This window comes from Brucella pseudogrignonensis (assembly GCF_031454375.1).
GTDB classification, from domain to species: Bacteria; Pseudomonadota; Alphaproteobacteria; order Rhizobiales; family Rhizobiaceae; genus Brucella; species Brucella pseudogrignonensis_A.
This window is the reverse complement of the sequence record NZ_JAVDQT010000012.1, coordinates 47,290-69,567: the sequence shown is the minus strand read 5'-3', so window position 1 is coordinate 69,567 and position 22,278 is coordinate 47,290. Positions and strand designations below refer to the sequence as shown.

Here is a 22,278-nt window from a genome sequence, read left to right as displayed (position 1 = left end):
ATGCACTCACGGCTCAACGCGTGTTGTATCGGGCGTAATAGCGCTCAATGCGGGACTGAATGAATTCGAACGAAATAGACAGCATCCAGTAGATCATCGAGGCAGTGATCAGCATTTCGATATGCCGGAACTCGGTTTGGCCCTGCGTTCTTGCAACATACATAAGCTCCCATACGCCGATTACCGAAACGAGCGACGAGTCCTTGAGCATGGCGATGAACTGGTTGCCTGTTGGCGGGATGATAATCCGCATCGCTTGAGGCAGAATGACGAGCCACATTGTCTGCGCCGAGCCCAGACCTAGTGCTGTTGCGCCTTCCGTTTGTCCACGTGGAATGCTCTCAATGCCAGCGCGGAAAATTTCCGTCATATAGGCACCATAGCAGAGCGATAATGCCAGAATACCGGCAGGGATGGCGCCGATTACATAGCCAATCTGCGGAAGACCGAGATAGATAATGTAAATCTGCATCAACAGCGGCAGGCCGCGAAAAAGCGACGTGTAAAACGTCGACAGCCCGTAAATGACACCGTTCTTGGATAGTTTCGCAATCGCACCTATAAGCGCGATGACTGTAGCAATCACGATGGAAATCGCGGAGATATAAAGTGTCGTGACGGTTCCCTGTGTGATCAGGAAGCCAATTTTACGAGCGATAAACGAAAATGACAAATCGAACGAATAGAAGAAGAGCATCAGAAGGATGAATAGCTCTGCCCATACCGCAATGACTTGCTGGTTGCGTGATAGTCGTTTGAGCAGCTTCCAGTTCAAAAAGAGGATCAGCGAAATAGCAAATGCTGACACGATCTTCGCTGTTGCTGGATTTTCTTTCACCCATTCGGCAAGTGGGGGAACAACAGAACCCAACCAATGGGCACTAATGCCAATCGAGTAGAGCACCACCATAGTCAGTGCGAACAAGACAAGGCCGCCGAGCCTGCGCGCTGTATCGGGATAGTTGAGAATGAATCGTCCAAGCATGAACGGTCTCCTTCAATTCGGTGTGCACCCTGTACCGATCGGCTCAATGGATGTCTTTTTGTTCTGGGGGATTAAAATTCGCAGTCAGAAGAAGGGAGTTTAACCTGTGGTCCGTTCGCGCCACTTATCCTGCGCTTGCAGCTTCCAATAAGTCAGCTGCGCGACCGCAAGGCCGGCATAGCCCCCTGCCCAAGGAAGACCGAAAGGCTCAAAAAGCTTGTAACGATCAGTCGTGCCTAGGATTGCTTCCGAAACAACCTTGCCGCCAATTGCCGTGGTGTTCAGCCCATGACCACCAAATGCGGTACAATACCAAACGCCATCCGGCATTTTGCCAATCTGAGGCATCAGGTGACGCGCATAAGCCATCAGACCAGACCAGGCGAGTTCCGTCTTAAGTTCAGAAAGCTGCGGATAGGTGCTTGTCATTTCATTGCGTAACTCGCGCACGAGACCTTCCGTAGAAGCGGCACGCGTCGTTATACGCCCACCCCACAAAACGCGCCTTCCACCCTCAATAAGCCGGTAATAATCACCGGCTCTACGGCTATCGCCAATCGCAGCCGGTGTTTTGATGGCTTCGCTTATAAGATCGGGGGCTACTTCAGAAACCATCACATAGGTTGCTATCGGCAAATAGGAACGCTGAAGTTTCTTGTTTAAACCACCCGTATAGCCACCGGTTGTAATCACCAGATTTTTGGCTCGAACTGAACCGTGGCTTGTGCGGACCACTTTCTGAGCGCCAGAAACATCCATCGCTTCTGCCGCAGAATTTTCATAAATCTTGCCGCCAAGACGTTCGATCTCTGCCGCGAGGCCGCGTGCATAATTGAGCGGATGAATGTGAAACGCCTTTGAATCACGAACAGCTTGATAATAGCGTTCTGACTTCAATACAGACTGAACTTCATCACGCGACATATATTCAAGGTCGTAATTGAAATCTCGCTTTGTCTCAGCCACTTCCGCCTGCAAAGCGGCTGCATCTTCGTAGCGCTGAACGCTGATCAAGCCATGCTTGGGATCAGCAGACGCAATATTCAGATCGCGGATTGTTTGGCCGACAAAATCCATGCCCTCAACCGAGAGCATATGAAGCTTTCGAGCGTTAGTTTCACCAGTCGTTGCTGCAATCTTGTCATGACCCGTGGCATATCCGGGGCTGACGAAACCGCCATTACGTCCGGAAGCACCGAAGCCGACATTCTGGGCCTCAAGAATGATAACAGAATGTCCCTGCCTCGCCAGTTCCAACGCCGTCGTCAGACCAGCAAGACCAGCGCCGATAATGAGGGTTTCACACTCCTCATTGCCCAAGAGTGCTGCGCGCTCTTTGGTATCGGCCATGGTTCGGAAATAATGCGTATCAGGATAGGACATTTTGTTACCAGCTTGGTTTTATTTCTTTATTTCCGCCGTCATTTCAAATCCCGACCTGCCTCATAAGACGAGGCCGGGATTGAAATATATTCGGAGATTAGTCTTTGCTGTAGTCAGCGCCGTACCACTTGGTCGTAAGCGTTGCGAGCGTGCCGTCATCCTTCATCTGCTTGATGATTTCACCGATCTTCGCAGTCCATTCTGGATCGTTCTTTTCGGCAATCACAACGAGAGGCTCGCGGAATGCATAGCCACCTTCGAGAATACGAACCGGATAGCCATTTTTGATCGCTGTCTGTGCGGTCTGCTCAGGAGCAATAACAGCATTAAGACGAACGCCATCGCCAAGACGCAGATCGTCAAACGGCATCATGGAATCTTCAAAAGTGCGGACTTCGCCCGGCGTCACCTTGTATTCAAAGGCAGGAAGATCAGGCGCATCGATTTCGAGACGGCGGTTGATGAAATCTTCCGACGTGGTTCCGGTTTCGACGCCAATAATCTTGCCGTTCAGATCATCCGTGGAATGCGCTGGGCTATCCTTGTGAACAACATAGACATATGGGCTGTAATAATAGATGCCAGCAAAGTCGATTGCCTGCGCGCGCGCCTTTGTTGGTGTTACGGAGCCAACGCCCACATCGTAACGTCCCTGCCAATGACCACCGGTCAGCGTTGGCCATTCTGGTGTTTCAAAGCGCACTTTGACACCCAAACGCTTGCCAATTTCATTGGCCACATCAATGTCGAAACCAACAAGTTCATTGTTGTCGTCAAGGAAACCCTGTGGAGGCCAACCGACATTGGTGGCAACTACCATTTCCTTCTTTTCATTGACGCGGTCGAGCGTTGGGCCGGCATGTGCCATTCCTGAAACCAGAAACAGCGATGCTGATGCGAGTGCGAAAAATTTGTTCAAGTTACCCTCCGTTGGTGCGGTTATCGTTTTGATAGATCAATGCAGAATTTGGCTGAGAAACAGCTTGGTGCGCTCGTGCTGCGGATTGTCGAAGAACTCGGCTGGCGCATTTTCTTCGACGATCTGCCCCTGATCCATAAAGATCACACGGTTTGCGACCTGACGGGCAAAGCCCATTTCGTGCGTCACGCAGATCATGGTCATGCCTTCATCCGCAAGGCTCACCATTGTATCGAGCACTTCCTTCACCATTTCCGGATCAAGCGCTGAAGTCGGCTCGTCAAACAGCATGACTTTCGGGTTCATGCAAAGCGCACGGGCTATCGCCACACGCTGCTGCTGACCACCGGAAAGCTGACCCGGATATTTATTGGCCTGTTCCGGAATTTTCACACGCTTCAGATAGTGCATGGCCACTTCTTCCGCCTGCTTCTTTGGCATTTTGCGCACCCAGATTGGTGCCAGCGTGCAGTTTTCCAGAATGGTCAGGTGCGGAAACAGGTTGAAGTGCTGAAACACCATGCCGACTTCACGGCGAACTTCGTCGATCTTCTTCAAATCATTTGTAAGTTCGATGCCATCAACAATGATTTGACCCTTCTGGTGTTCTTCCAGTCGGTTGACGCAGCGGATCATCGTTGATTTGCCGGAACCCGATGGGCCAGCCACAACAATACGTTCGCCGCGCATGACTTTCAGATTGATGTCACGCAGCACGTGGAATTCACCATACCACTTGTGCATGTTCTTAATCTCGATCGCCACTTCGGTCTTCGAGACTTCCAGTTTCGTATGGTCGATTTGAACTTGGGGAGCAGTGTTTGTCATCATATCACCCGTGAGCAATCATGACGTGACGCACAGTGGTATAATCCTCAAGCGCGTAGATCGACATGTCTTTGCCATAGCCGGACTGCTTGAGACCACCATGGGGCATTTCATTGGTCAGCATGAAATGCGTGTTAATCCATGTGCAGCCATATTGCAGATGCGCCGCAGCCTTAAGACCCTTGCTGATGTCCTTGGTCCAGACAGATGATGCCAAGCCATAATCACTGTCATTGGCCCAGGAAATAGCCTGCTCTTCTTCGCTAAAGCGGGTGACAGAAACTACCGGACCAAAGACTTCGCGACGAACGATTTCGTCTTCCTGCAAAGCTCCCGCAACCACCGTCGGCTCGAAGAAAAAGCCCTTGTCACCCGATGGATTACCACCAGCGGTTATCTCGATATGGGCATTTTCACGCGCACGCGCTACGAAGCTCTCAACACGATCACGCTGGCGGCGCGATATAAGAGGTCCCATTTCATTCTGCGCATCATCTTCCAGATTGAAGCGAATGCTGGAAACGGCACCTGATAGATCGGCAACAAGGCGATCATAAATGCGAGCATCAGCATAGATACGGCAGGCAGCTGTGCAGTCCTGTCCCGCATTGTAAAAGCCGAATGTTTTGATGCCCTGAACCACTGCATCAATATCGGCATCTGCCATCACGATGACTGGTGCTTTACCACCCAGTTCAAGATGCGTTCGCTTCACCGATTTTGCGGCAGCCTGCAAAACCTTCTTGCCCGTTGCAACATCGCCCGTGATAGAAACCATATTAATCGATGGATGATTAATCAGCGCGTTGCCGACAGTTTCTCCACGGCCAAGAACGACATTCACAACGCCTGCTGGCAAAATATCGGCCATAACCTTCGCCATCTTCAAAGCGGTCAAAGGCGTCTGTTCCGATGGTTTGAAAACAACGGTATTGCCACCAGCAATCGCTGGCGCGAGCTTCCAGGCCATCATCATCAATGGATAGTTCCACGGCGCAATTGATCCAATGATCCCAACCGGATCACGGCGGATCATGGATGTATGACCTGGGATATATTCAGCAGCAAGCGGCCCCTGCATATTGCGAACAGCACCTGCAAAGTAACGATAGCAATCAACAACTGCGGGAATCTCGTCATTCAGAACAGCGTGATATGGCTTGCCGCAATTCAAAGCTTCAAGCGCCGCAAAACCTTCCGCATCTCTTTCGACGGCATCTGCAATTTTCAGCAGATAACCAGAGCGCTCCGCAGGCGTTATCCGGGACCATGATTGAAATGCTTTTTCAGCCGATTCCACAGCCTTATCGACCTGCGCCAACGAAGCCTCAGGCAAATTCAGAACGACATCTCCAGTTTTCGGATTGAGAACAAGTTCTTCATTTTCTGTCCCCAGTTCAAACTGGGAGCCGATCAGCATTTCAGAATTCATTACAGTCTCCGGCAGAAATTATGTCTGTTTTCGTTGCCATCTGGTGAAGTGATCGTTGAGGCCACGAGATGTAAACCGCACAAGTTGTCAGCTGCTCTCCTCAAAATTAGGGAAGCATGAAATCGAGATAGGTTTTGCGATTATCGAAAAGCGCGTCTGAACGACAATGAAGACGCTTAGTTGCAACTCACAAAATTAGCTGAGCAGCACATAGAAAACGTGGTTGCATTCTTCTCTCCATTTGGCCGTTTTCGGCTTTTCGTTCCTTGGAGATGAAGTTATCCGAATGGCCAACATTCGCAAATTCATTTATTAGAAAGCAGATATCGGTTTTTCCGATTGCTATGGTGAGAGTGAAACTTAAAACACGCATATCTTGAATATAAGCATGAATATCAGTATCTTAATTGAATTATGCTCGATGGTAAAACGGTTTCAACGCTGCCTTCCAGACCGCGCAGCTTCTGCAATTCCGATGAAATCACGTGCCGATTGTGGAAGACTCGACCCTTTTCGCCAAACCATTCCGATCTGCACGATTGGCAACGAGCCAGATACGTCCCGGCTTTCGATCCGGTCACCTTCAAGCGACCAGGGGCGATAGACAAGATCAGGAAGAAGCGCGACGCCTGCGCCGGTCGCAACAAGGCTGCGCACCGCTTCAACGGAGCGAGTTCTGAAAGCTACATGCGGCCTTGCGCCGAGTGCCGCCAAAAGCTTTCCAGTATTCTCCTCAATTTCATCGACAGTGAGCATAATCAAAGGTTCTTTGGCCACATCGTCAATTGATATCCCATCAACAGACACCAGCGAATGCCCCAGCGGCAGCCATAGCCGATAAGGCGACGTTTCGAGGATCTCGGCATGTAGTGCCATACGGTCGCGCAAGCTGGAAATCACCACCACCGCTACATCAAGCTCGCCACCGATAAGCAGATGCTCCAGATAAGACCCGTTATCTTCAATGGCGCTCACTTCCACATCAGGAAAAGCACGACGATAGCGTGCCAGCAAGTCAGACAGCACATAGCCCGCCACAAGTGATGTAACGCCAAGATGCAGCGTTCGTTTTTCTGTTACCTGCTTGCTGGAAAACGAGCGCCGAGCATCCGAAACGTCAGCCAGTATCTTTGTCGCATGGCGCATAAACTGATGACCACTATGGGTAACGATCAAACCACGCGGATGGCGCTCAAACAATGTCACATTAAGATCGGCTTCAAGCTCTTTGATCGCCTCGGTAATTGACGACTGCGAAATAGACAGAGTTTGCGCGGCACGTGTAACCGAACCCTGTTCAGCGCATGCAATAAAATAGCGTAATTGTCTGAGCGTGAACATTAAGCGAAGACCGGCATTCTGAAAGCGGCGCCACAGTCGGGCAAATTCATTGATGAACTTCAACTCTTAACGCCAATACTGAAAAGTGCAAATGGCTCAAGACATCTTTTACTCCTTTACGAGTGGACGTACATTTTGAAGAGCAGGTTAAAGATACACTTCTCTGGCCTTAAATAAGCTGCCAAGTGCTCATCCTTTGTAAAGCTATCTCAGCGCAAACGATCAACGAGCACCACGCACAAAGCTTTCGCCCAATACCTGTGGAAGACTAAGCTCAGGATCCATTAACTTCAGAATGTTGATCTCATTGAGCTGCGTCTTAGGAGACTGATCGATGAGTATTTTTTACCTGCTGAGCGAGGGGCAAATGTCACGCCTGCGCCCATTCTTTCCCAAAAGCCATGGACGTCCACGCGTTGATGTCAAGCGGGTTTAAGTGACATTATATTAAGTCTTCGCAATGGGTTACAGTGGTGTGATGCCCCCTCCGGAATACGGCCTCTGTAAAACGCTCTATAATCGCTGGGACCGTTGATGTCACAAGGGATTATCGGCTTAGATTCTGAAGAGCCAGTCTTCCAAATCGCCGGTCGTGAAGACTGTCATGATGGATGCAACCTATCTGAAAGCGCACCGCACGGCTTCAAGCCTACCGTTAAAAAAGGGATAGTGGACGCCTGATCGGCTGGACGAGGGGTGGCATGAATACCAGACTGTACGCCGTCACTGATACATAGGGGCGCCCATCAGGCTGCACATGACGGCGGGACAAATAAGCGACTATACCGGAGCCGCAACCCGAATTGAAACGTTACCAAAGGTCGATTGGCTTTTTGCCGACAGAGGATAAGATGCTGGATGGATCAGAAAACGTTTAAAAGACAATGATATAAACCCGAGCATCCCGGGGCGTAAAACCGTAAGAAGGCTATCAAGTATAACAAGCGCAGATACATCATGTTTGGTAGACTGAAAAACTGGAGAAGAATTGCCACACGTTATGATCGCTGCCCGGCCGTGTTCCGAGCAGCAATAGATCTTGCGACTGCCCTCATCTTTTAGCTCGGAAAGTAATGAGCCCTGACCTAAGAGAATGACAGAACAAAGTTGATCCAAAAAGCGTCACATATGGTGAAAATTACATTCTACCATATTTCATCATCTCGCTTTTTACAGGCCAAACCACCAACAAAAAGATCTAAATCCTCTTGCCTGTTTTCCGATCAAACACATGCACGCGGCTTTCATCGCCTTTGATATGTACTTGTTGTCCGAGCTCAACCTCAATGTCGCGCGGAAATTCAACAGTGAGCATTTTGGGCTGACCGATTTCGATGTAGCCAAACATCTGGCTACCGAGTCTTTCAACCACCGCAGGTTCACCGCTAAACTATGCTTCCTGTGCAGAACAGCTAGAGAGATCTTCAGGCCGGACACCAAGTGTAATATGACCTCGAACACTTAGGGGGCTAGCGTGGGGTGGAAGTAAAATATTCCTGCCTATGCATGACAGCACCAGCTCTTCTCCACGATGCTATAGAACCTCAGTAGGAAGTGCATTCATAGTCGGGCTGCCAATCTGTTCAACATTGCCCTTATTCATAACCACAATGCGATCAGCAAGAGTCATAGCCTCAATTTGATCATGCGTGACATAAACAGTGGTCGCTTTAATCTTTCCATGCAACTTCGCGATTTCGAGCCGCATCGCGATGGGTTGGCGTTGTCCACCGGAAAGCTGCGCTGGGCGTCGTTCGAGAAACTCGCCAATTTTAAGCGTCTCCGCTACGGTTCCAATGCGAGATGAGACGTCGTTGTCATTGGAACCACGCATCTTGAGGCCGAAGGCCATATTATCTTCCACACTCATATGCGGATAGAGCGCATAGTCCTGAAATAGCATCGCGATGTTGCGTTCCGAAGGCGCCAACTCGTTAACGATTGCATCAACAAACTTCAACTCACCACCAGATATATCCCCCAGACCCGCAATCAAATTAAGTAAAGTTGATTTACCGTCTTGGCGGTATTTATGCTGGCTACAATCTTGCGCTTGAAAACAACATTGTCCTCGGTGCCGATATTGACGTTACATATAACGATCTGAAGAAGCACAATACCAACCAGTCAGAAGAATTCTAAACAGAGTTGCAAGGGTCAGGTGCAGCGCGAGTTCGTGCGCGCTGCGCAGTTGACCGCTTTTTGCCATACATCGCGTGCGACGTAGCTTTCGGTCGGTACTGAACATATATAGCATTACCACTCTCAACAGAACTTTTTCTGATAAGGAGACCGTCACAGGCTGGACGATTGGAGCGGGCGTTAACTACGCCGTAACAGACAATGTGATTGTGCACTTTGAGTACCGCTATACAGATTTCTATCGTAAAGACTTCGATTTCCAGCATCTCGAATATTGTACCTAATAAATTCAAGACAAACGACATCCGCCTTGGGGTTGCTTACAAGTTCTAATTCGCTTTCTAATCAATACAACAGCCACCTTTCTCCAGTCTGGCGGCTTTTTTTCTTTTCTTGTCCTATGCCAGCACTGCAAGAACCTGATTGAGACGTGCATTTGTATAGCGATGCGCTAATTAAATATTTTCTGGATAGGCGCTAAATATTATTCCAGACCATGATCCCGCAAAACACCACAACGCGAATGCTGACCAAGGACCTTTCTTCGAATTGGATTGGCGTGATAAGCCTATCACTCCTACAATCAATTCGTAACAAGCTATCTTCATGGCATTTGAGGTTTCCATGTCAGACAAATTTGAATGGGTTGATTTTCCTCAGGGGCAAGCACAGTTTTGTGGCAGCATACGCGGAACCGACGAACTTGGTCACCATGTCTTTGCCATTCGTTTTCTCGGGAGGACATTCTATGGAGAGTTCGAATATATTCAGTGTTTGAAAGCGACCGAAAGCGCAATAACCATCAAAATGTTCAGTTATAGTGATAAGACTAATCTCGGAAACACATCAAAAGGTGCACGCTTTTATTTCAACCAGAGAGATGTGACGGCAATAGCCGATATGATCGTTCAACTCATATTACAGAAGACTAGCAAGCCTTTCCCTCTACACAAATTAGTGGATTTTACAGGTGACGTTATCTTTGCGGACGACTGGATCCAGGTTACTTCTGTTTAGCCGCTACTGTTATGAATTTTAATCGGTACCTCAGTCAAATGGGAGGTATCGCCAAGGTGCATATTCACCGTGTTTGCTTTCGGCAAAAGTTCAGCGCACCCACCTTAGAGCTTTTGTTTTAGAGACCCAGAGAAACAAATCATTACAAATCTGCGGTTGCGATGATCTGGATGCTGAGTAAGTTGCGCGTGGGTTTGACGTTGATTTACCCGGATCGACATACACGTCACCCCGAGGAAGGCACCCGCCCATAATGCCTTCCGTCCCTCGCAGACGTTGTTTTATGCGTTCTGCAAACGGGAGACGCTGCCCTCATCTATCTCCAGATATGCGTCTCCCGGCACCTTTAGGCATAAAAAGGCCCTGCGCAAAGCAGCCAGTTAGGTTTAAACTTAACAATGCAATGCACCCCAGTTGCGGGCAGAAGTCGCGAACCAATTTCAGTCACTCACACGTAAAAGTGCCGATGTTAACGGCAGGCGTGACTATCCTCTATAAAGAGGCACGTCATGCACCACAGGTCACATTACCCCATTGCTCTAAAAGATAAGAAAGGTTTGCGGCAATTGATTATCGATCTAATCTGAGTCCAATAAGACCTTCAAATAGGCATTTACAGCATTGCCTTCAGAAAAAAATTTAGCCCGTGATTTTAGCGCTTCGCGATCATGATCAATATCGAGCTCGCAAATTATAGCATCACTTAGTGCATCACTATCTGCGACCGGAACTAGTTTTCCTACCTCGCCATTCAACAATATCTCTTCTGGACCACTCGGGCAATTGGTCGAAACGACAGGGCATCCGCAAGCTAGGGCTTGAATTAATACTCCCGGCAAGCCCTCATAGCGCGAAGAAAGCACAAAGAGTGAAGCTTTAGAAAAATATTTAAACGGGTTGTCTACGAACCCTTCAAAAGAAACAGACTTGTCAATCTTCAATTGCTTAGCCAAATTTTGGAGGTCGCTCAATAAAGGCCCTTGCCCTAATATCATTAAGCGTGCTTCCCGGCGCTCAAGCACTTTGGCAAAAGCTTCAAGTAGATTTGGATAATCCTTCTGTGGCCTCAATTTGCCAGCGGCAACAATGACAGGGACCGTTTTATCATCGAACCAAGGATGGCTTAAATCTTCTTTTGATTGCTCTTCAATAGTCGCGTTGTAAACAGCGTTGTAAATAGCATGAACACGATCAGGTGGAATTTGCAGTGTACGTTTAAGGTCGTAGGCAACACCTATCGATACACTGATAATGGCGTCTGCTTGGGTGAAGAAATGCCGTAACGTTGGTACGGTCAATCGCCGCCGCCAAGCTGATCCCCGATTCAACCCCTCACTGAGCTGATTGCGTTGCCCTAAGACTACTCGCGTTCTTACTTTAGCCACCGATCTAGCCACAACCGCTGCGACGTTTCCATAATCAAGCGCGGTCAACAGAACTTTAGGTTCATTTTTTGAAAGGTAACTTGCGAGATTTGGTACAATCTCTGCCGGTTTTGGAGACCTTGGCATCAACCACAAACTTATCAGGAACAATATTTCTTTGGGCTGCTTGCGCAGCAACCAGATAGTTTTCCAAAGCGATGCCTTCTCCAGCTTTATTAAGCGAACCAGGGGTGAAAGTTGCTTGGTAAAAACACCATCCTCATCGTTGACTAATAAGTCAACGGGTGTGCCAGATTCAGCGATAGCGTTTGCCAAGTTAACAGTCGAGCGCTCCGCGCCTCCACCTTGAAGTGATTTTATATAAATTGCCACATCGCGATGTGCATTCACACGCATGCCCTCGGTACCAGAATTGTATGCAACGTCTCCTGTTTCTGGAACCGAGTGTCAATCCCGATCATCATTTGAATTGCAATCATGTGGTATTTAATGCTGCATCCCACATCTGGTGCCCGGCGATAGAAAGCTCCAATCTTTTCGATTAAAGGCCCCATTCTATCAAATCGTGTTGGACATTCCCAGCGTTGATTGCCTTATTTGACTTCATATAGGTCATGCGCTTAAGCGCGTTCACGGACCTCCAGATGCTCGTTCAATGCAGAATGAAAAACTTACCAATATGAAATTTCGAGGCGCACTCTTTCTTTATAAACAGCTAACTGGAATTAAACATTAGGAAAAATGCCGACTTACCATACGCTTTTTTCTTCACGTTCCGTTTATCGTTAATTCTGCGAAAGACAGCAAAGTTCTGATCTCCCAACGCTCAGTCGCGCGCGCAATGGAAATTGCTCGCACGGTATCAGTATGCTCTATCAGCGCCGGACAAGAAAAGGCTGAGGCCGCTCAAGCGCTTCTTAAAAGTGGCATAATCAACGGCCGTATCATCGATGGTGACGCCGCCGAAGCATTGCTGAAATTATAACAAGAGTGCATATTGCAATTTACGCTGCACGCAAAATCAGTTGGGTTCCTCCATTATCCCTTTTAAAATTTGCTTCCAAAGATCGACCAATTTTCGACCAGTAGCGATTTCCGGGTCAAAGCTCTGATGAACCGCTATACCACGCAGGACTGACAAAATGAGATGCAGCTTTAGGGTATGTGTTTCATTGTCAGGCTCGAACCCCACTAACAGCGATATGCGCACATCACGTATATCGACCCATCGCTTCATCTCATCGCGTAATCGCTGACCAAGCTCATTGTCCAAGCGTGCTGCCAGCATCAGTTCGATGGCAGCGATGTAACGAGTGTCCGAGAAAATCGTCAACCATAGAGCTTCTGTCAATTCAGGCAGCGTATATTGGGTTTCATTCGGATCGGCTCCGAACGGATCAGCTACCTCCCAGTCTTCATGAAGCTGTCGCAGAGCTGCCACGAGAAGATCATTACGCGAAGGAAACTGATGCGTCAGTGCACCGCGCGAAACTTTTGCTTTTTGCGCGATCATTGCGGTCGAGATCAGCCCATGCCCAACCTCAGCAAGCGCTTCAAGTGTTGCCTGGCAAACGCGTGAACGGGTCGATGAAGAGCGTTCGGCTTGCGTTTTTCTACTTGATAGCGCCGAATTCTGACCCTTGATCGGCTTTATGGAGCGATTCATATGGCGTGGTCTCTACAGGTGACGACAGTTAAATTTATGCCTCGATATTAAGCGAACTGCACCTAAAATCAACAAGGCCAATGATTGGGATCGACATAAATATAAATTAAAACAGTGCTATAGGTGAGTTTTCAACATAAAAACAAACTGACCTGTTTTTATGTAGACAAACCAAAATCCCCATGCAAGGATGTTGCTAATATACTTACTGTATACAAGCGCTGAAACTGGCGCATAATGGGGAATGAACTATGACAAGTTTTGTGTTTTTCGGCGGCCATGTCCTTGATGTCGACAATGGCACCCTCAAAGCCGGACTAGAAGTGCTAGTCGAAGGCGACCGCATCGTTGCGGTTAGCGACCAGCGCATTGATGCTCCTGATGCTCAGAGGATTGACCTTGCTGGCCGCACATTGATGCCAGGCCTTGTTGATGCACACGTACACGTAGCTGCGACTCTGGTCGACCTCGCTGAAAATGCCGCTTTGCCAACATCCCTCATTGCTTTGCGCAGCGCCAAAATCATGCGCAATATGCTGATGCGCGGGTTCACAACTCTGCGCGATTTGGCTGGCGCCGATCTCGGCTTAAAGCTTGCTGTCGATGAGGGAACTGTTGAAGCCCCTCGCCTCGTTATTTGTGGCAAAGCATTGAGCCAAACCGTCGGCCATGGCGACTACCGTAAGCGTTACGACAATCGCCCATTGCATGAAGCCCGCTTGGGAAGTTTGGGGCGCATTGCCGATGGCGTAGATGAAGTGCGTCGCGCTGCACGCGAAGAAATCAAGAATGGTGCTCAATTCATCAAAATCATGGCAAATGGTGGCGTCGCTTCGCCCAATGATCCTATTCACGTATTACAATACTCGCGCGAAGAAATTTGCGCCATCGTTGAAGAGGCCGAAAATTACGGTCTTTATGTTGCGGCACACACATACTCCGACGCCTCTATTCGCCGTGCTGTCGAATGCGGTGTTAAGTCGTTAGAACATTGTAATCTTATCACTCCTGAGACTGCACGACTTGCTGCCGAAGCCGGTGCAATTGCTTGCCCAACACTCGTTGCATATGAAGGGCTGGCTATGGAAGGTGCAAGTTTCGGTTTAAGCGCAGACTCCCAATCCAAAATTGATACAGTACGCCGTGGCGGACTGGAGTCGCTGGCAATCATGCGTGACGCGGGCCTGCCAATGGCATTTGGGTCAGATTTGCTTGGGCAGCTTCATAAATATCAGTCGATGGAATTTTCATTACGTGCGAGCGTTTTGACCAACCGCGAAGTCCTGCATTCAGCAACACGCGTTTCGGCGAAACTATGCGGCATGGAAGATGAAATCGGTGTCATCATGCCGGGCGCCTATGCTGATCTTTTGATTGTTGATGGCAATCCACTCGAAGACATCACCACACTTGAAAGACATGATGAGTGCTTAACTGCCATCATGAAGGGCGGCGTCTTTCATAAGAACACCCTGGCGGAGTAGGTCGAATGGTCCGAGGCAATTCTCTTACAGAACGCCTAGGACGATTGGGAGCAGCGACGATGATAGCATTCAGCCTTGTGCTGATGCTTCTGCCCCTTGTGCTTGTGTTCTGGCTTTCTGTCATCTCGAACGAGATACTGTCATTGCCGGTTGAAGGCTACTCACTCCACTGGTTTTCGGAAGCTTTTCGTCAGCCCCAGTTTCTGAGCGGCTTTCTGCTTTCCATCGCGGTTGCAAGCTTCGCGATGATTGCTGGTCTACTGGTCTCAGTCCCTGCGGCAATGGTGATTGTAAGGCGGAACTTCCGTGGTCGAAGTGCCTTGATCCAACTCTTGATGTCACCTCTCACGGTGCCAGCAATTGTTATCGGTGCAGCGCTCTATGTAACGGTTGTTGAAATCGAGATAGCATCTGGTGCGCCTATTGTCGGCTCAACTGGTGTTTTCGTGGCAGGGCATGTCTTGTTGACAATCCCATGGTGTATCCGCCTGCTTCTGGCTTCGCTTGAAGGTGTGAATATGTCGGTTGAGGAAGCTGCTGCTTCGCTCGGTACCAAACCATCAACCGTTGTGTGGCTGGTGACACTACCGCTTATAAAACCGGGAATATTTGCCGCTGCTGTATTTTCGTTCGTTGTCAGCTTCGGCAATCTTGAGGTCTCTATTTTCCTCTCTGGTCCCGGACAGGTCACACTTCCGGTTGCGATGATGCAATATCTGGAATGGAAGATTGATCCAACTATCGCCGCCGTTTCCGTACTGCAAGTGCTTTTCGTGGCGCTAATGCTGATGATTTCCAATCGCTTTGTGAATATTTCGAGGATGGTCTGATGGCTGACGTTCAAATTCAGGGACTGACCAAAACCTACGGGGCTTTCAAAGCTGTATCCGACATGACGCTTGATGTTCATGAGGGTGAGTTTCTCATTTTCTTAGGGCCATCCGGGTGCGGAAAAACCACAACATTGCGCATGTTGGCTGGCTTCATCGAACCTGATGAGGGAACTATGCGCCTTGGAAACAGAGACATTACGTTTGAACCGCCGCATCGTCGCAATATTGGTCTGGTATTTCAGAACTATGCGCTTTTCCCGCATCTGAGCATTTTTGAGAATGTTGCCTTTGGTCTGCGCCGCAGGAAAGTGGCAGAACCAGAGCTGAAAAGCCGCGTTAAACACGCTCTTGAACTCGTTGATCTTGCACACCTGATGGAGCGCCTGCCAAAGCAGCTATCCGGCGGGCAACAACAGCGTGTTGCCATTGCCCGCGCTATCGCAATTCGGCCCGATATGCTGCTTCTCGATGAGCCGCTATCTAATCTCGATGCACGTCTGCGCTTGCAAGTGCGTGATGAGCTTCGCAGCCTACAGAAGTCACTTGGCATCACAACAATCATGGTCACCCATGATCAGGAAGAAGCCATGTCGGTTGGTGATCGATTGGTACTCATGCGTTCAGGGCTGATTGAACAGATCGGCAATGCGGAGCAATTATATAAGCAGCCTGCAAACCGCTTTGTTGCCGATTTTATTGGGCGTGCAAATTTCCTATCCGGAAAAGCGGTCGAAAATGGGCGTTTTACGACTGAAGGCGGTGTTCATTTTCAGGCAGCACAAAGCTCTAAGACAGCATCTGAAGTGCTTATCCGACCCGAAGCTCTGCGGTTGAGCAAAGCGCCTCTGCCTTCTGCTCAAAACAATCAAACAGCTATCATCAAAAAGCATGTGTTCTTGGGCGGCATGGTCGAGATTGATCTGATGCTGACGGACGGACAGCATCTGACAGCCGTTGCATCTCCACGGGAACTCAATGAGGCGGGCATCGATCTTGCTCTTGAAAATTCAATCACAATGAGCATCGCGCCAGAGGACGTCGTGCTGCTTTAAAGCATGTCGCGGAAAAGTGGGAACCGCCTTCCCGGGGAAATCAATTCACTGGACTGATTTCTTATCCCGCTTCTATCCGAAGACGACATGCGCAAAAGCAAAAAGATAGAGCGAGCGCAGTGGATCCAATTAACCGCGACACGCTCTGATCATTCATTCACGAACGAGGCGACAGACCTCCGGGAATGCTTCATCAACGATCAAAAGGGGAACTAGCATGACTAAAATAAGCAGACGCACTTTTGGAATCCTTTCCGGCAGCCTTTTGGCTTCAACAATGTTGCCTTCATTCGCCAAAGCGTCAGGTCGAGCCGTCGTTGGCACCTGGGGTGGTGATTACCAAAACCTACAACAAATCAACATCGCTGATGGCAATCTAAAGGGCAGCGGTATGCAGGTCATTTATGACCCTGCAACAGATACAGTGCGCAAAGCAAAGCTTCTGGCAGAGCGGCGTTTGCCACGCGGATCTATGGATATTGCGTGTCTCACCCGTCAGGGAAGCTTTGAAATGTTCCAGAACGGAATTATTGAAGAGCTGGATGAAACCAAAGTTCCAAACCTGAGCAAGGTTCTTCCGTTCATTCGCACCAACTACTCCATCCCGCACATCTATACGGGTCGGGTTATTCTTTATAATCCAAAGCAGGTAAGCCCAGCGCCCACATCCTATGCCGACTTGTGGGATCCGAAATATGCTGGTCGCGTTGGCGTCATTGATCTTCAATATCAGACGACAATTGAATCAGCTGCGATGATTGCTGGCGGCGGTGCTTCGGACTACGAACCCGGCAAAGCCAAGCTATTGGAGCTGAAAAAGCAGGGTGTGAAGATCTATCCTACCAATGAGGCTCTTGCGCAGGCATTGAAGTCCGGCGAAATCGTCATGTGCATCATGTGGAATGCGCGCGGCTACATGTGGAAGAATGCAGGTATCGACATCGAAATTGCTATTCCAAAAGAAGGCATCGGACTCTACCTCTCCGACATGACAGTGCCTAAGAACGCACCCAACAAGCAAGCTGCATATCAGTATTTGAACGCCATGCTTGAACAAGCGCCGCAAACAGCTTTTGCCGAGCAGATGGGCTATGCGCCAACCAATGCTGAGGTGGCATTACCTGCCGAACTCGCATCAGCCGTTGATTATACTGCGGCGCAGCGTGAACAATTCGTGCTGCCTGATCTTGAATATGTCGCGAAGGCAGATGCCGACCTGCAAAACTGGTGGAACAAAGAGTTCAAAGCCTGATTATCGCAACGACCTGTCTGGCTAAGCCAGACAGGTTCAGCTCCAGCTTTACCGGTATAGCCATGCAAAAAACATCAATTTCCGCCGCTGCACTTCTCATGCCTGCGACAGGGCTGGTCCTTGTATTCATGGCCTTGCCGCTGCTTTATCTGTTGCGTTACAGCTTTAACGATTTCGTGCCCGGCGAATTTATGGTGCAAGGCTTTACACTAGCAAACTTTGCAACATTCTTTACCGACACATACTATCTAAAAGGCATGGGGACGACCTTGCTCATGGCAGGCTCTGTTACCGCAGTCTGCATCATACTCAGCCTACCGCTTGCCAATTGGATTTCACGACAGAACGGTAGTCTCAAAACCATACTTCTCATGGCAATTATCCTGCCACTGTTCATTTCGAACGCGGTCCGCGCTGCGGGCTGGATGGTCGCGTTTGGTCAGACAGGAGTGCTGAATTTTCTCCTTATGAAAATCGGCATCATTTCTACGCCGCTAACGATCATGCAAACACCAACTGCTGTCTTTATTGGCATAACGGCCGTCAATCTTCCTTATGTCGTCCTCACATTACAAAGCGTTTTCGAAGGACTGGATGAGAACATCGATTATGCCGCTGCAAGCCTCGGTGCATCGCCTTTTCAAAGCTTTATGCTCGTTCGTATGCCACAAATCATGCCGGGTCTTCTTGCGGCGTCAGTTTTGTCATTTATTTTGACAATGAATGCATACGCCACGCCAGTCCTTCTTGGCGGCCCATCGTTCCGAATGATGGCTCCAATGATCGTGACTGAGATACTGAACAAAGCAAACTGGCCACTCGGCGCTGCCCTTGCCTTCGTTCTGCTAACCGTCACTGTCACAATATCAGTACTGGCCGGTATATTTATTCGTCGGCGCTATTAATAAAAAAGCGGGAGCTAGGGCACGCAACCGTAGTTCCTGCACTTATTATAATGTCGCTTATGTTCGCCTTTGATAATCATCCACTATGGTGCAAGCTACATGCGTTGATGAAACAAATAGGGGGAAAGAACCCAACATGAGCGACACGCCAAAAAACAACCCATTCGACGGACCTCAAATGCAGGGCCAGCACTTTCATCGCGCAGATATGTCCGGCGCAAATTTTGACGGCGTAAACCTAACCGAGGCAAGATTTTATGCCGTTTTGAGCAAAGCGAAATTCAATGATGTTAATCTCAGCTATGCAGAGTTTGACGATGTAAATCTTGCGGGAGTGCAGTTCAATGACGTCAATATGACCGGCGTCAACATCACTAACGCCAATATGACGGGCTTGACCCTCAGCGGCGTTACACTGGTGGACTCCAACATAAAGGATGCAGATCTAACAGGCATGCGGATCAATGGTGTTCTCGTTTCCGCGCTTTTTGAAGCTTACGAGAAAGCCGAGTCACGTCACGATTAAGTGCCAGTAAGCCTACACCGCTAACGAAAAGCGAGTGGTGTCGATTTGCGCCAGCCTATTATCTGGGTCCGCAACAGCTAATAGGGGTGTATCTGATCAACGTGAATATTGCCGTCATTGTAAACCTGGATTGTCAAATCGGGATTACCCTTGATGATCTCATATTCAACCCCTCGCCGCATTTTCCATTGATAGCCCTTTTCAGGATGCCGCGAAGAAACAGGTTCCCATTTCATTTCCGAAATTGGCTTGCCTTCGCCCCACCTATCTTCTTTGGCTGCAAATAATTTGCTCGGAGTGTCGCCCTTATCTCGTTGGTTGAAATCGTAATAATTCTTACGATCTTGCAATATGATTGATTTTGCATCTGTCAGCTTAACACCCTTATGATCCACCTTATCCTTCTCGCTGATATGAGCGGTGTAGCTATCGATGAGCTTGGGTGCGGCTGCTTGCTGCGGAACAGTCGCGATATTTGCCGAACTGTTTCCTTTGGGGGTGTCATCTGTCGTACATGCGGCGACCAATGCAACCGCGCAGATGCCTACAGTGATTGGAATAAATCGCTTCATGGTAGCCCCCTATTTGCCGCAAGCTGGCAGAGACTTCGCGACGGGTCAAGGGGTACTCTCAATTGTTCGTACCAAATATATATTTTTCGATTGTAGTGTCATGTCTGAAAAAACCGTCCGAAATCTAGACGGTTTTCAACCGCATAAGTATTACGCCGAACCTCTTATAATAAGATGAGTATCAAGCCGACGCACTTCGTCTTTCACAACGCGTCCTGTTTCTTGAGAATTGATACGAGAGAACAGCATATCCAGCCCCAATCGCGCAATACTTTGATAGTTTTGCGCAACCGTTGTTAATGGCGGACACGTGAATCGGCTGAGCGGATGATCGTCATGACCTGCCACGCGGAAATCGCAGCCCTCTTCCCGCCCAACGTGACGTCGCCGCTCATATGCCGCTGAAATCACACCAAAAGCGATACGGTCATTGGCACACAAGACAGTGCGCGTCGGAAAACCACCCCGATCTAGAATGCGCCCTGCTTCCTCGTAACCCAGCTCTTCAAAGTTCCATTTCTTAGACGTCATCGGCAGGACAATCGGCTCGATGCCCAGATGTTCCATTGTGGAGATGTAAGCAGCCCGGCGCTCTATCGCATTCTGATTAACGGCGGGCATCTCCATGAAACAAGGATGTTCACCCGTGCGGCAGAGATATTCGACAATATTGCCAATGCTCTGGCGATTATCCGTCCCAACAAAAGGCTGGTCATCACTAATACGGCTATCCAGAAAAACGACTGGCATAGAATCCGAGAGGCTTGAAAGAAGCTTGGCATCAGTTTCAAAGCCAAGCGGCGCCATCAGCACACCCGATATATTGAGCGACATGAGCGTTCGCATGGCGCGCGCTTCAAGCTTACGATCGCCATGAGAAGATAGAACAATCGTCCAATAGCCCTCAGCCAGACAGCGCATTTCAATCTGGCGAATGATTTCGGCGTAAAATGGATCGGAAATATGTGGAACAATCACGCCAATATTCTTGGGCTTTTTGCGGTTCATGCTCACAGCAAAAATATTGGGCTGATAATTGTGGTCTTTCAGCGCCTTCTCAATACGCGCCCGCGTCGATGGCTTAACACTTTCAGGATTATCGAAATATTTCGAAACAGTCGGACGCGATAAGCCGCTTGCGACAGCGAATTCTTCCATTGTCCTGATTTTGTTGTCGGCCATTGCCGCTCCTCCCATCCCGTGTCACGAGCATCTCTAGACGGGCCAATTACTTTCTATGCGTAAAATTATTTTTTATCAGACGCAACTCTAATTTGCGCCGATATGCGCAGTATCCTTGATTTACAATGTAAAATAGACCTCATATTGCGTTAAAACAGCCACTTTAAATCGTTATAATTTTTACACGTGATAAATTTTATATTGACTCATCGAACAGGCTCTATCATGTCTAATAAAGGCCCTAAGACGGGCTTAGGAAGGAACCTGCTCTTCCGGGAGGTTTTGAGATTGGCAACGATCTTGAGCCCAGCAGGAAATGTTTATGTGTCCCTAATCAGAAGGACGGCCCGGCAGATGCCGGTTCTACTCGGAGGAAATTATGTTTCGTAAATCGCTTGGTCGTATTCTTTTTTCTGGCGTAGCTCTTGCCATGATGGCAGGCGTTGCTTCCGCTGAAGGCATTGGCGCATCGCTTCTCACCCAGCAGCATCCTTTCTACATCTCGCTCGCAGAAGCGATGAAGAAGGAAGCGCAGGCAGAAAATGTACCGCTCGAAGTGTCCATCGCCAATCAGGATCTCAGCAAGCAGCTTGCTGACGTTGAAGACTTCATCACCAAAGGCGTTGATGTCATCATCATCTCGCCGGTTGACAGCAAGGGTGTTCGCTCGGCTATCACGAAAGCTCAGAAAGCTGGCATCAAGGTCATCACCGTTGACGTTCCAGCCAACAATATCGATGTGACTTCCTTTGTTGGCACCGACAACTTTGCCGGCGGCGAAAAGGCTGGCGAGCTGATGGCAAAGTCCATTGGCGACAAGGGTAATGTTGCGGTCATCGAATACCCGACGGTTCAGTCCGTTGTTGATCGCGTCGAAGGCTTCAAGAAGGCCATCGCAAACCATCCTGACATCAAGATTGTTTCTATCCAGCCAGGCATCACGCGTTCAGAAGCGCTTGCTGCTGCTCAGAACATCATTCAGGCCAATCCTGATATCGTCGGCATCTTCGGATTTGGTGATGATGCAGCGCTGGCCGCAGCTTCCGCTGTAAAAGCTGCAAAGCTCGAAAATCAGGTCAAGGTTATCGGCTTTGATGGCATGGAAGAAGCCCGCAACGCAGTTAAGAACGACCCGATTATGGTCGGCGTGATTGCGCAGTATCCTGATGAAATGGGTAAGGTTGCCGTTGAAACCGCAGTCAAAGTGATCAAGGGTGAAGAGGTTCCTGCAAAGCAGCCAATCGTGCCGGGTGTTGTCACCAAGGACGGCGAAACCAAGTAAAACCGCGTGAAACGACGGCATCTCCTCCCAGTCGTCGTTTCTCTTTAGTGCGCGGCGGCACGACGATCACCACGCGTCAGTGCCGCCGCAGC

The 22,278-nt window shown here is 49.1% G+C and carries 21 protein-coding genes and 2 pseudogenes; 11 read left to right on the top strand and 12 right to left on the bottom strand.

Annotated elements, in window-relative coordinates:
* Positions 1-13: 13 nt before the first annotated feature.
* The 6 genes from J2782_RS21325 to J2782_RS21300 form a co-directional block, all read right to left on the bottom strand.
* A complete protein-coding gene (locus tag J2782_RS21325; protein ID WP_310016055.1) occupies positions 14-985 on the bottom strand; it encodes an amino acid ABC transporter permease in 972 nt (323 codons plus the stop codon).
* Positions 986-1,084: 99 nt separating this feature from the next.
* A complete protein-coding gene (locus J2782_RS21320; RefSeq protein WP_310016054.1) occupies positions 1,085-2,368 on the bottom strand; it encodes an NAD(P)/FAD-dependent oxidoreductase in 1,284 nt (427 codons plus the stop codon).
* 97 nt (positions 2,369-2,465) lie between these two features.
* Positions 2,466-3,236, bottom strand: coding sequence for a transporter substrate-binding domain-containing protein (locus tag J2782_RS21315; protein ID WP_310016072.1), 771 nt, complete (start codon positions 3,234-3,236; stop codon positions 2,466-2,468).
* Positions 3,237-3,323: 87 nt separating this feature from the next.
* On the bottom strand, positions 3,324-4,115 hold the full coding sequence (locus tag J2782_RS21310; RefSeq protein ID WP_404989698.1) for an amino acid ABC transporter ATP-binding protein: 792 nt from the start codon (positions 4,113-4,115) through the stop codon (positions 3,324-3,326).
* Positions 4,116-4,119: 4 nt separating this feature from the next.
* A complete protein-coding gene (locus J2782_RS21305; RefSeq protein WP_310016052.1) occupies positions 4,120-5,547 on the bottom strand; it encodes a gamma-aminobutyraldehyde dehydrogenase in 1,428 nt (475 codons plus the stop codon).
* A gap of 435 nt (positions 5,548-5,982) precedes the next feature.
* The gene (locus J2782_RS21300) at positions 5,983-6,888 is read right to left on the bottom strand and encodes a LysR family transcriptional regulator (RefSeq protein WP_310016071.1); all 906 of its coding nucleotides are present in this window, start codon (positions 6,886-6,888) and stop codon (positions 5,983-5,985) included.
* A gap of 334 nt (positions 6,889-7,222) precedes the next feature.
* On the opposite strand from J2782_RS21300, the pseudogene J2782_RS21295 reads away from it, so the two are divergent.
* Positions 7,223-7,950 (top strand): annotated as a pseudogene (locus J2782_RS21295) (IS5 family transposase).
* Between the two features lie 136 nt (positions 7,951-8,086).
* Here the strand turns inward: J2782_RS21295 and J2782_RS21290 are convergent.
* The gene (locus tag J2782_RS21290; protein WP_310016051.1) at positions 8,087-8,260 is read right to left on the bottom strand and encodes a hypothetical protein; all 174 of its coding nucleotides are present in this window, start codon (positions 8,258-8,260) and stop codon (positions 8,087-8,089) included.
* A 195-nt stretch (positions 8,261-8,455) separates the two neighbouring features.
* Positions 8,456-8,905, bottom strand: a pseudogene (locus J2782_RS21285) (ABC transporter ATP-binding protein); the annotation flags it as partial.
* Between J2782_RS21285 and J2782_RS21280 the strand changes: the two are divergent.
* From J2782_RS21280 to J2782_RS21275, 3 genes are all read left to right on the top strand, one after another.
* Positions 8,896-9,030: a hypothetical protein gene (locus J2782_RS21280; RefSeq protein WP_310016049.1), complete on the top strand. Its 135-nt coding sequence runs from the start codon at positions 8,896-8,898 to the stop codon at positions 9,028-9,030. The pseudogene J2782_RS21285 and the gene J2782_RS21280 sit on opposite strands and share 10 nt — an antisense overlap.
* A 74-nt stretch (positions 9,031-9,104) precedes the next feature.
* Complete coding sequence (locus J2782_RS22940; protein ID WP_404989697.1) at positions 9,105-9,314, top strand: outer membrane protein; 210 nt, start codon at positions 9,105-9,107, stop codon at positions 9,312-9,314.
* Between the two features lie 340 nt (positions 9,315-9,654).
* Positions 9,655-10,047: a hypothetical protein gene (locus J2782_RS21275; RefSeq protein WP_310016048.1), complete on the top strand. Its 393-nt coding sequence runs from the start codon at positions 9,655-9,657 to the stop codon at positions 10,045-10,047.
* A gap of 578 nt (positions 10,048-10,625) precedes the next feature.
* On the opposite strand, the gene J2782_RS21270 is transcribed toward J2782_RS21275, so the two are convergent.
* Together J2782_RS21270 and J2782_RS21265 are read right to left on the bottom strand one after the other, a co-directional pair.
* Positions 10,626-11,828 (bottom strand): glycosyltransferase, encoded by a 1,203-nt coding sequence (locus J2782_RS21270; protein WP_310016047.1) that lies wholly within the window; start codon positions 11,826-11,828, stop codon positions 10,626-10,628.
* 625 nt (positions 11,829-12,453) lie between these two features.
* Entirely contained in the window at positions 12,454-13,098 is a 645-nt protein-coding gene (locus J2782_RS21265) for a TetR/AcrR family transcriptional regulator (RefSeq protein WP_310016046.1), read from the bottom strand.
* Between the two features lie 251 nt (positions 13,099-13,349).
* Between J2782_RS21265 and J2782_RS21260 the strand changes: the two genes are divergently transcribed.
* From J2782_RS21260 to J2782_RS21235, 6 genes are all read left to right on the top strand, one after another.
* Positions 13,350-14,582, top strand: a complete 1,233-nt coding sequence (locus tag J2782_RS21260; protein WP_310016045.1) for a metal-dependent hydrolase family protein — start codon at positions 13,350-13,352, stop codon at positions 14,580-14,582.
* Positions 14,583-14,641: 59 nt separating this feature from the next.
* On the top strand, positions 14,642-15,412 hold the full coding sequence (locus J2782_RS21255) for an ABC transporter permease (protein ID WP_310016044.1): 771 nt from the start codon (positions 14,642-14,644) through the stop codon (positions 15,410-15,412).
* Positions 15,412-16,467, top strand: coding sequence for an ABC transporter ATP-binding protein (locus J2782_RS21250; RefSeq protein ID WP_310016043.1), 1,056 nt, complete (start codon positions 15,412-15,414; stop codon positions 16,465-16,467). Before J2782_RS21255 ends, J2782_RS21250 begins: the two co-directional genes overlap by 1 nt.
* 217 nt (positions 16,468-16,684) lie before the next feature.
* Positions 16,685-17,719, top strand: a complete 1,035-nt coding sequence (locus tag J2782_RS21245; RefSeq protein ID WP_310016042.1) for an ABC transporter substrate-binding protein — start codon at positions 16,685-16,687, stop codon at positions 17,717-17,719.
* 62 nt (positions 17,720-17,781) lie between these two features.
* A complete protein-coding gene (locus J2782_RS21240) occupies positions 17,782-18,624 on the top strand; it encodes an ABC transporter permease (protein WP_310016041.1) in 843 nt (280 codons plus the stop codon).
* A gap of 136 nt (positions 18,625-18,760) precedes the next feature.
* Complete coding sequence (locus J2782_RS21235; RefSeq protein WP_310016040.1) at positions 18,761-19,150, top strand: pentapeptide repeat-containing protein; 390 nt, start codon at positions 18,761-18,763, stop codon at positions 19,148-19,150.
* A 77-nt stretch (positions 19,151-19,227) separates the two neighbouring features.
* Here the strand turns inward: J2782_RS21235 and J2782_RS21230 are convergent, their stop codons facing one another.
* Together J2782_RS21230 and J2782_RS21225 are read right to left on the bottom strand one after the other, a co-directional pair.
* On the bottom strand, positions 19,228-19,722 hold the full coding sequence (locus J2782_RS21230) for a hypothetical protein (RefSeq protein WP_310016039.1): 495 nt from the start codon (positions 19,720-19,722) through the stop codon (positions 19,228-19,230).
* 150 nt (positions 19,723-19,872) lie between these two features.
* Positions 19,873-20,904 (bottom strand): LacI family DNA-binding transcriptional regulator, encoded by a 1,032-nt coding sequence (locus J2782_RS21225; RefSeq protein ID WP_310016038.1) that lies wholly within the window; start codon positions 20,902-20,904, stop codon positions 19,873-19,875.
* Positions 20,905-21,283: 379 nt separating this feature from the next.
* Between J2782_RS21225 and J2782_RS21220 the strand changes: the two genes are divergently transcribed.
* Entirely contained in the window at positions 21,284-22,186 is a 903-nt protein-coding gene (locus tag J2782_RS21220) for a substrate-binding domain-containing protein (protein ID WP_310016037.1), read from the top strand.
* Positions 22,187-22,278: the final 92 nt, after the last annotated feature.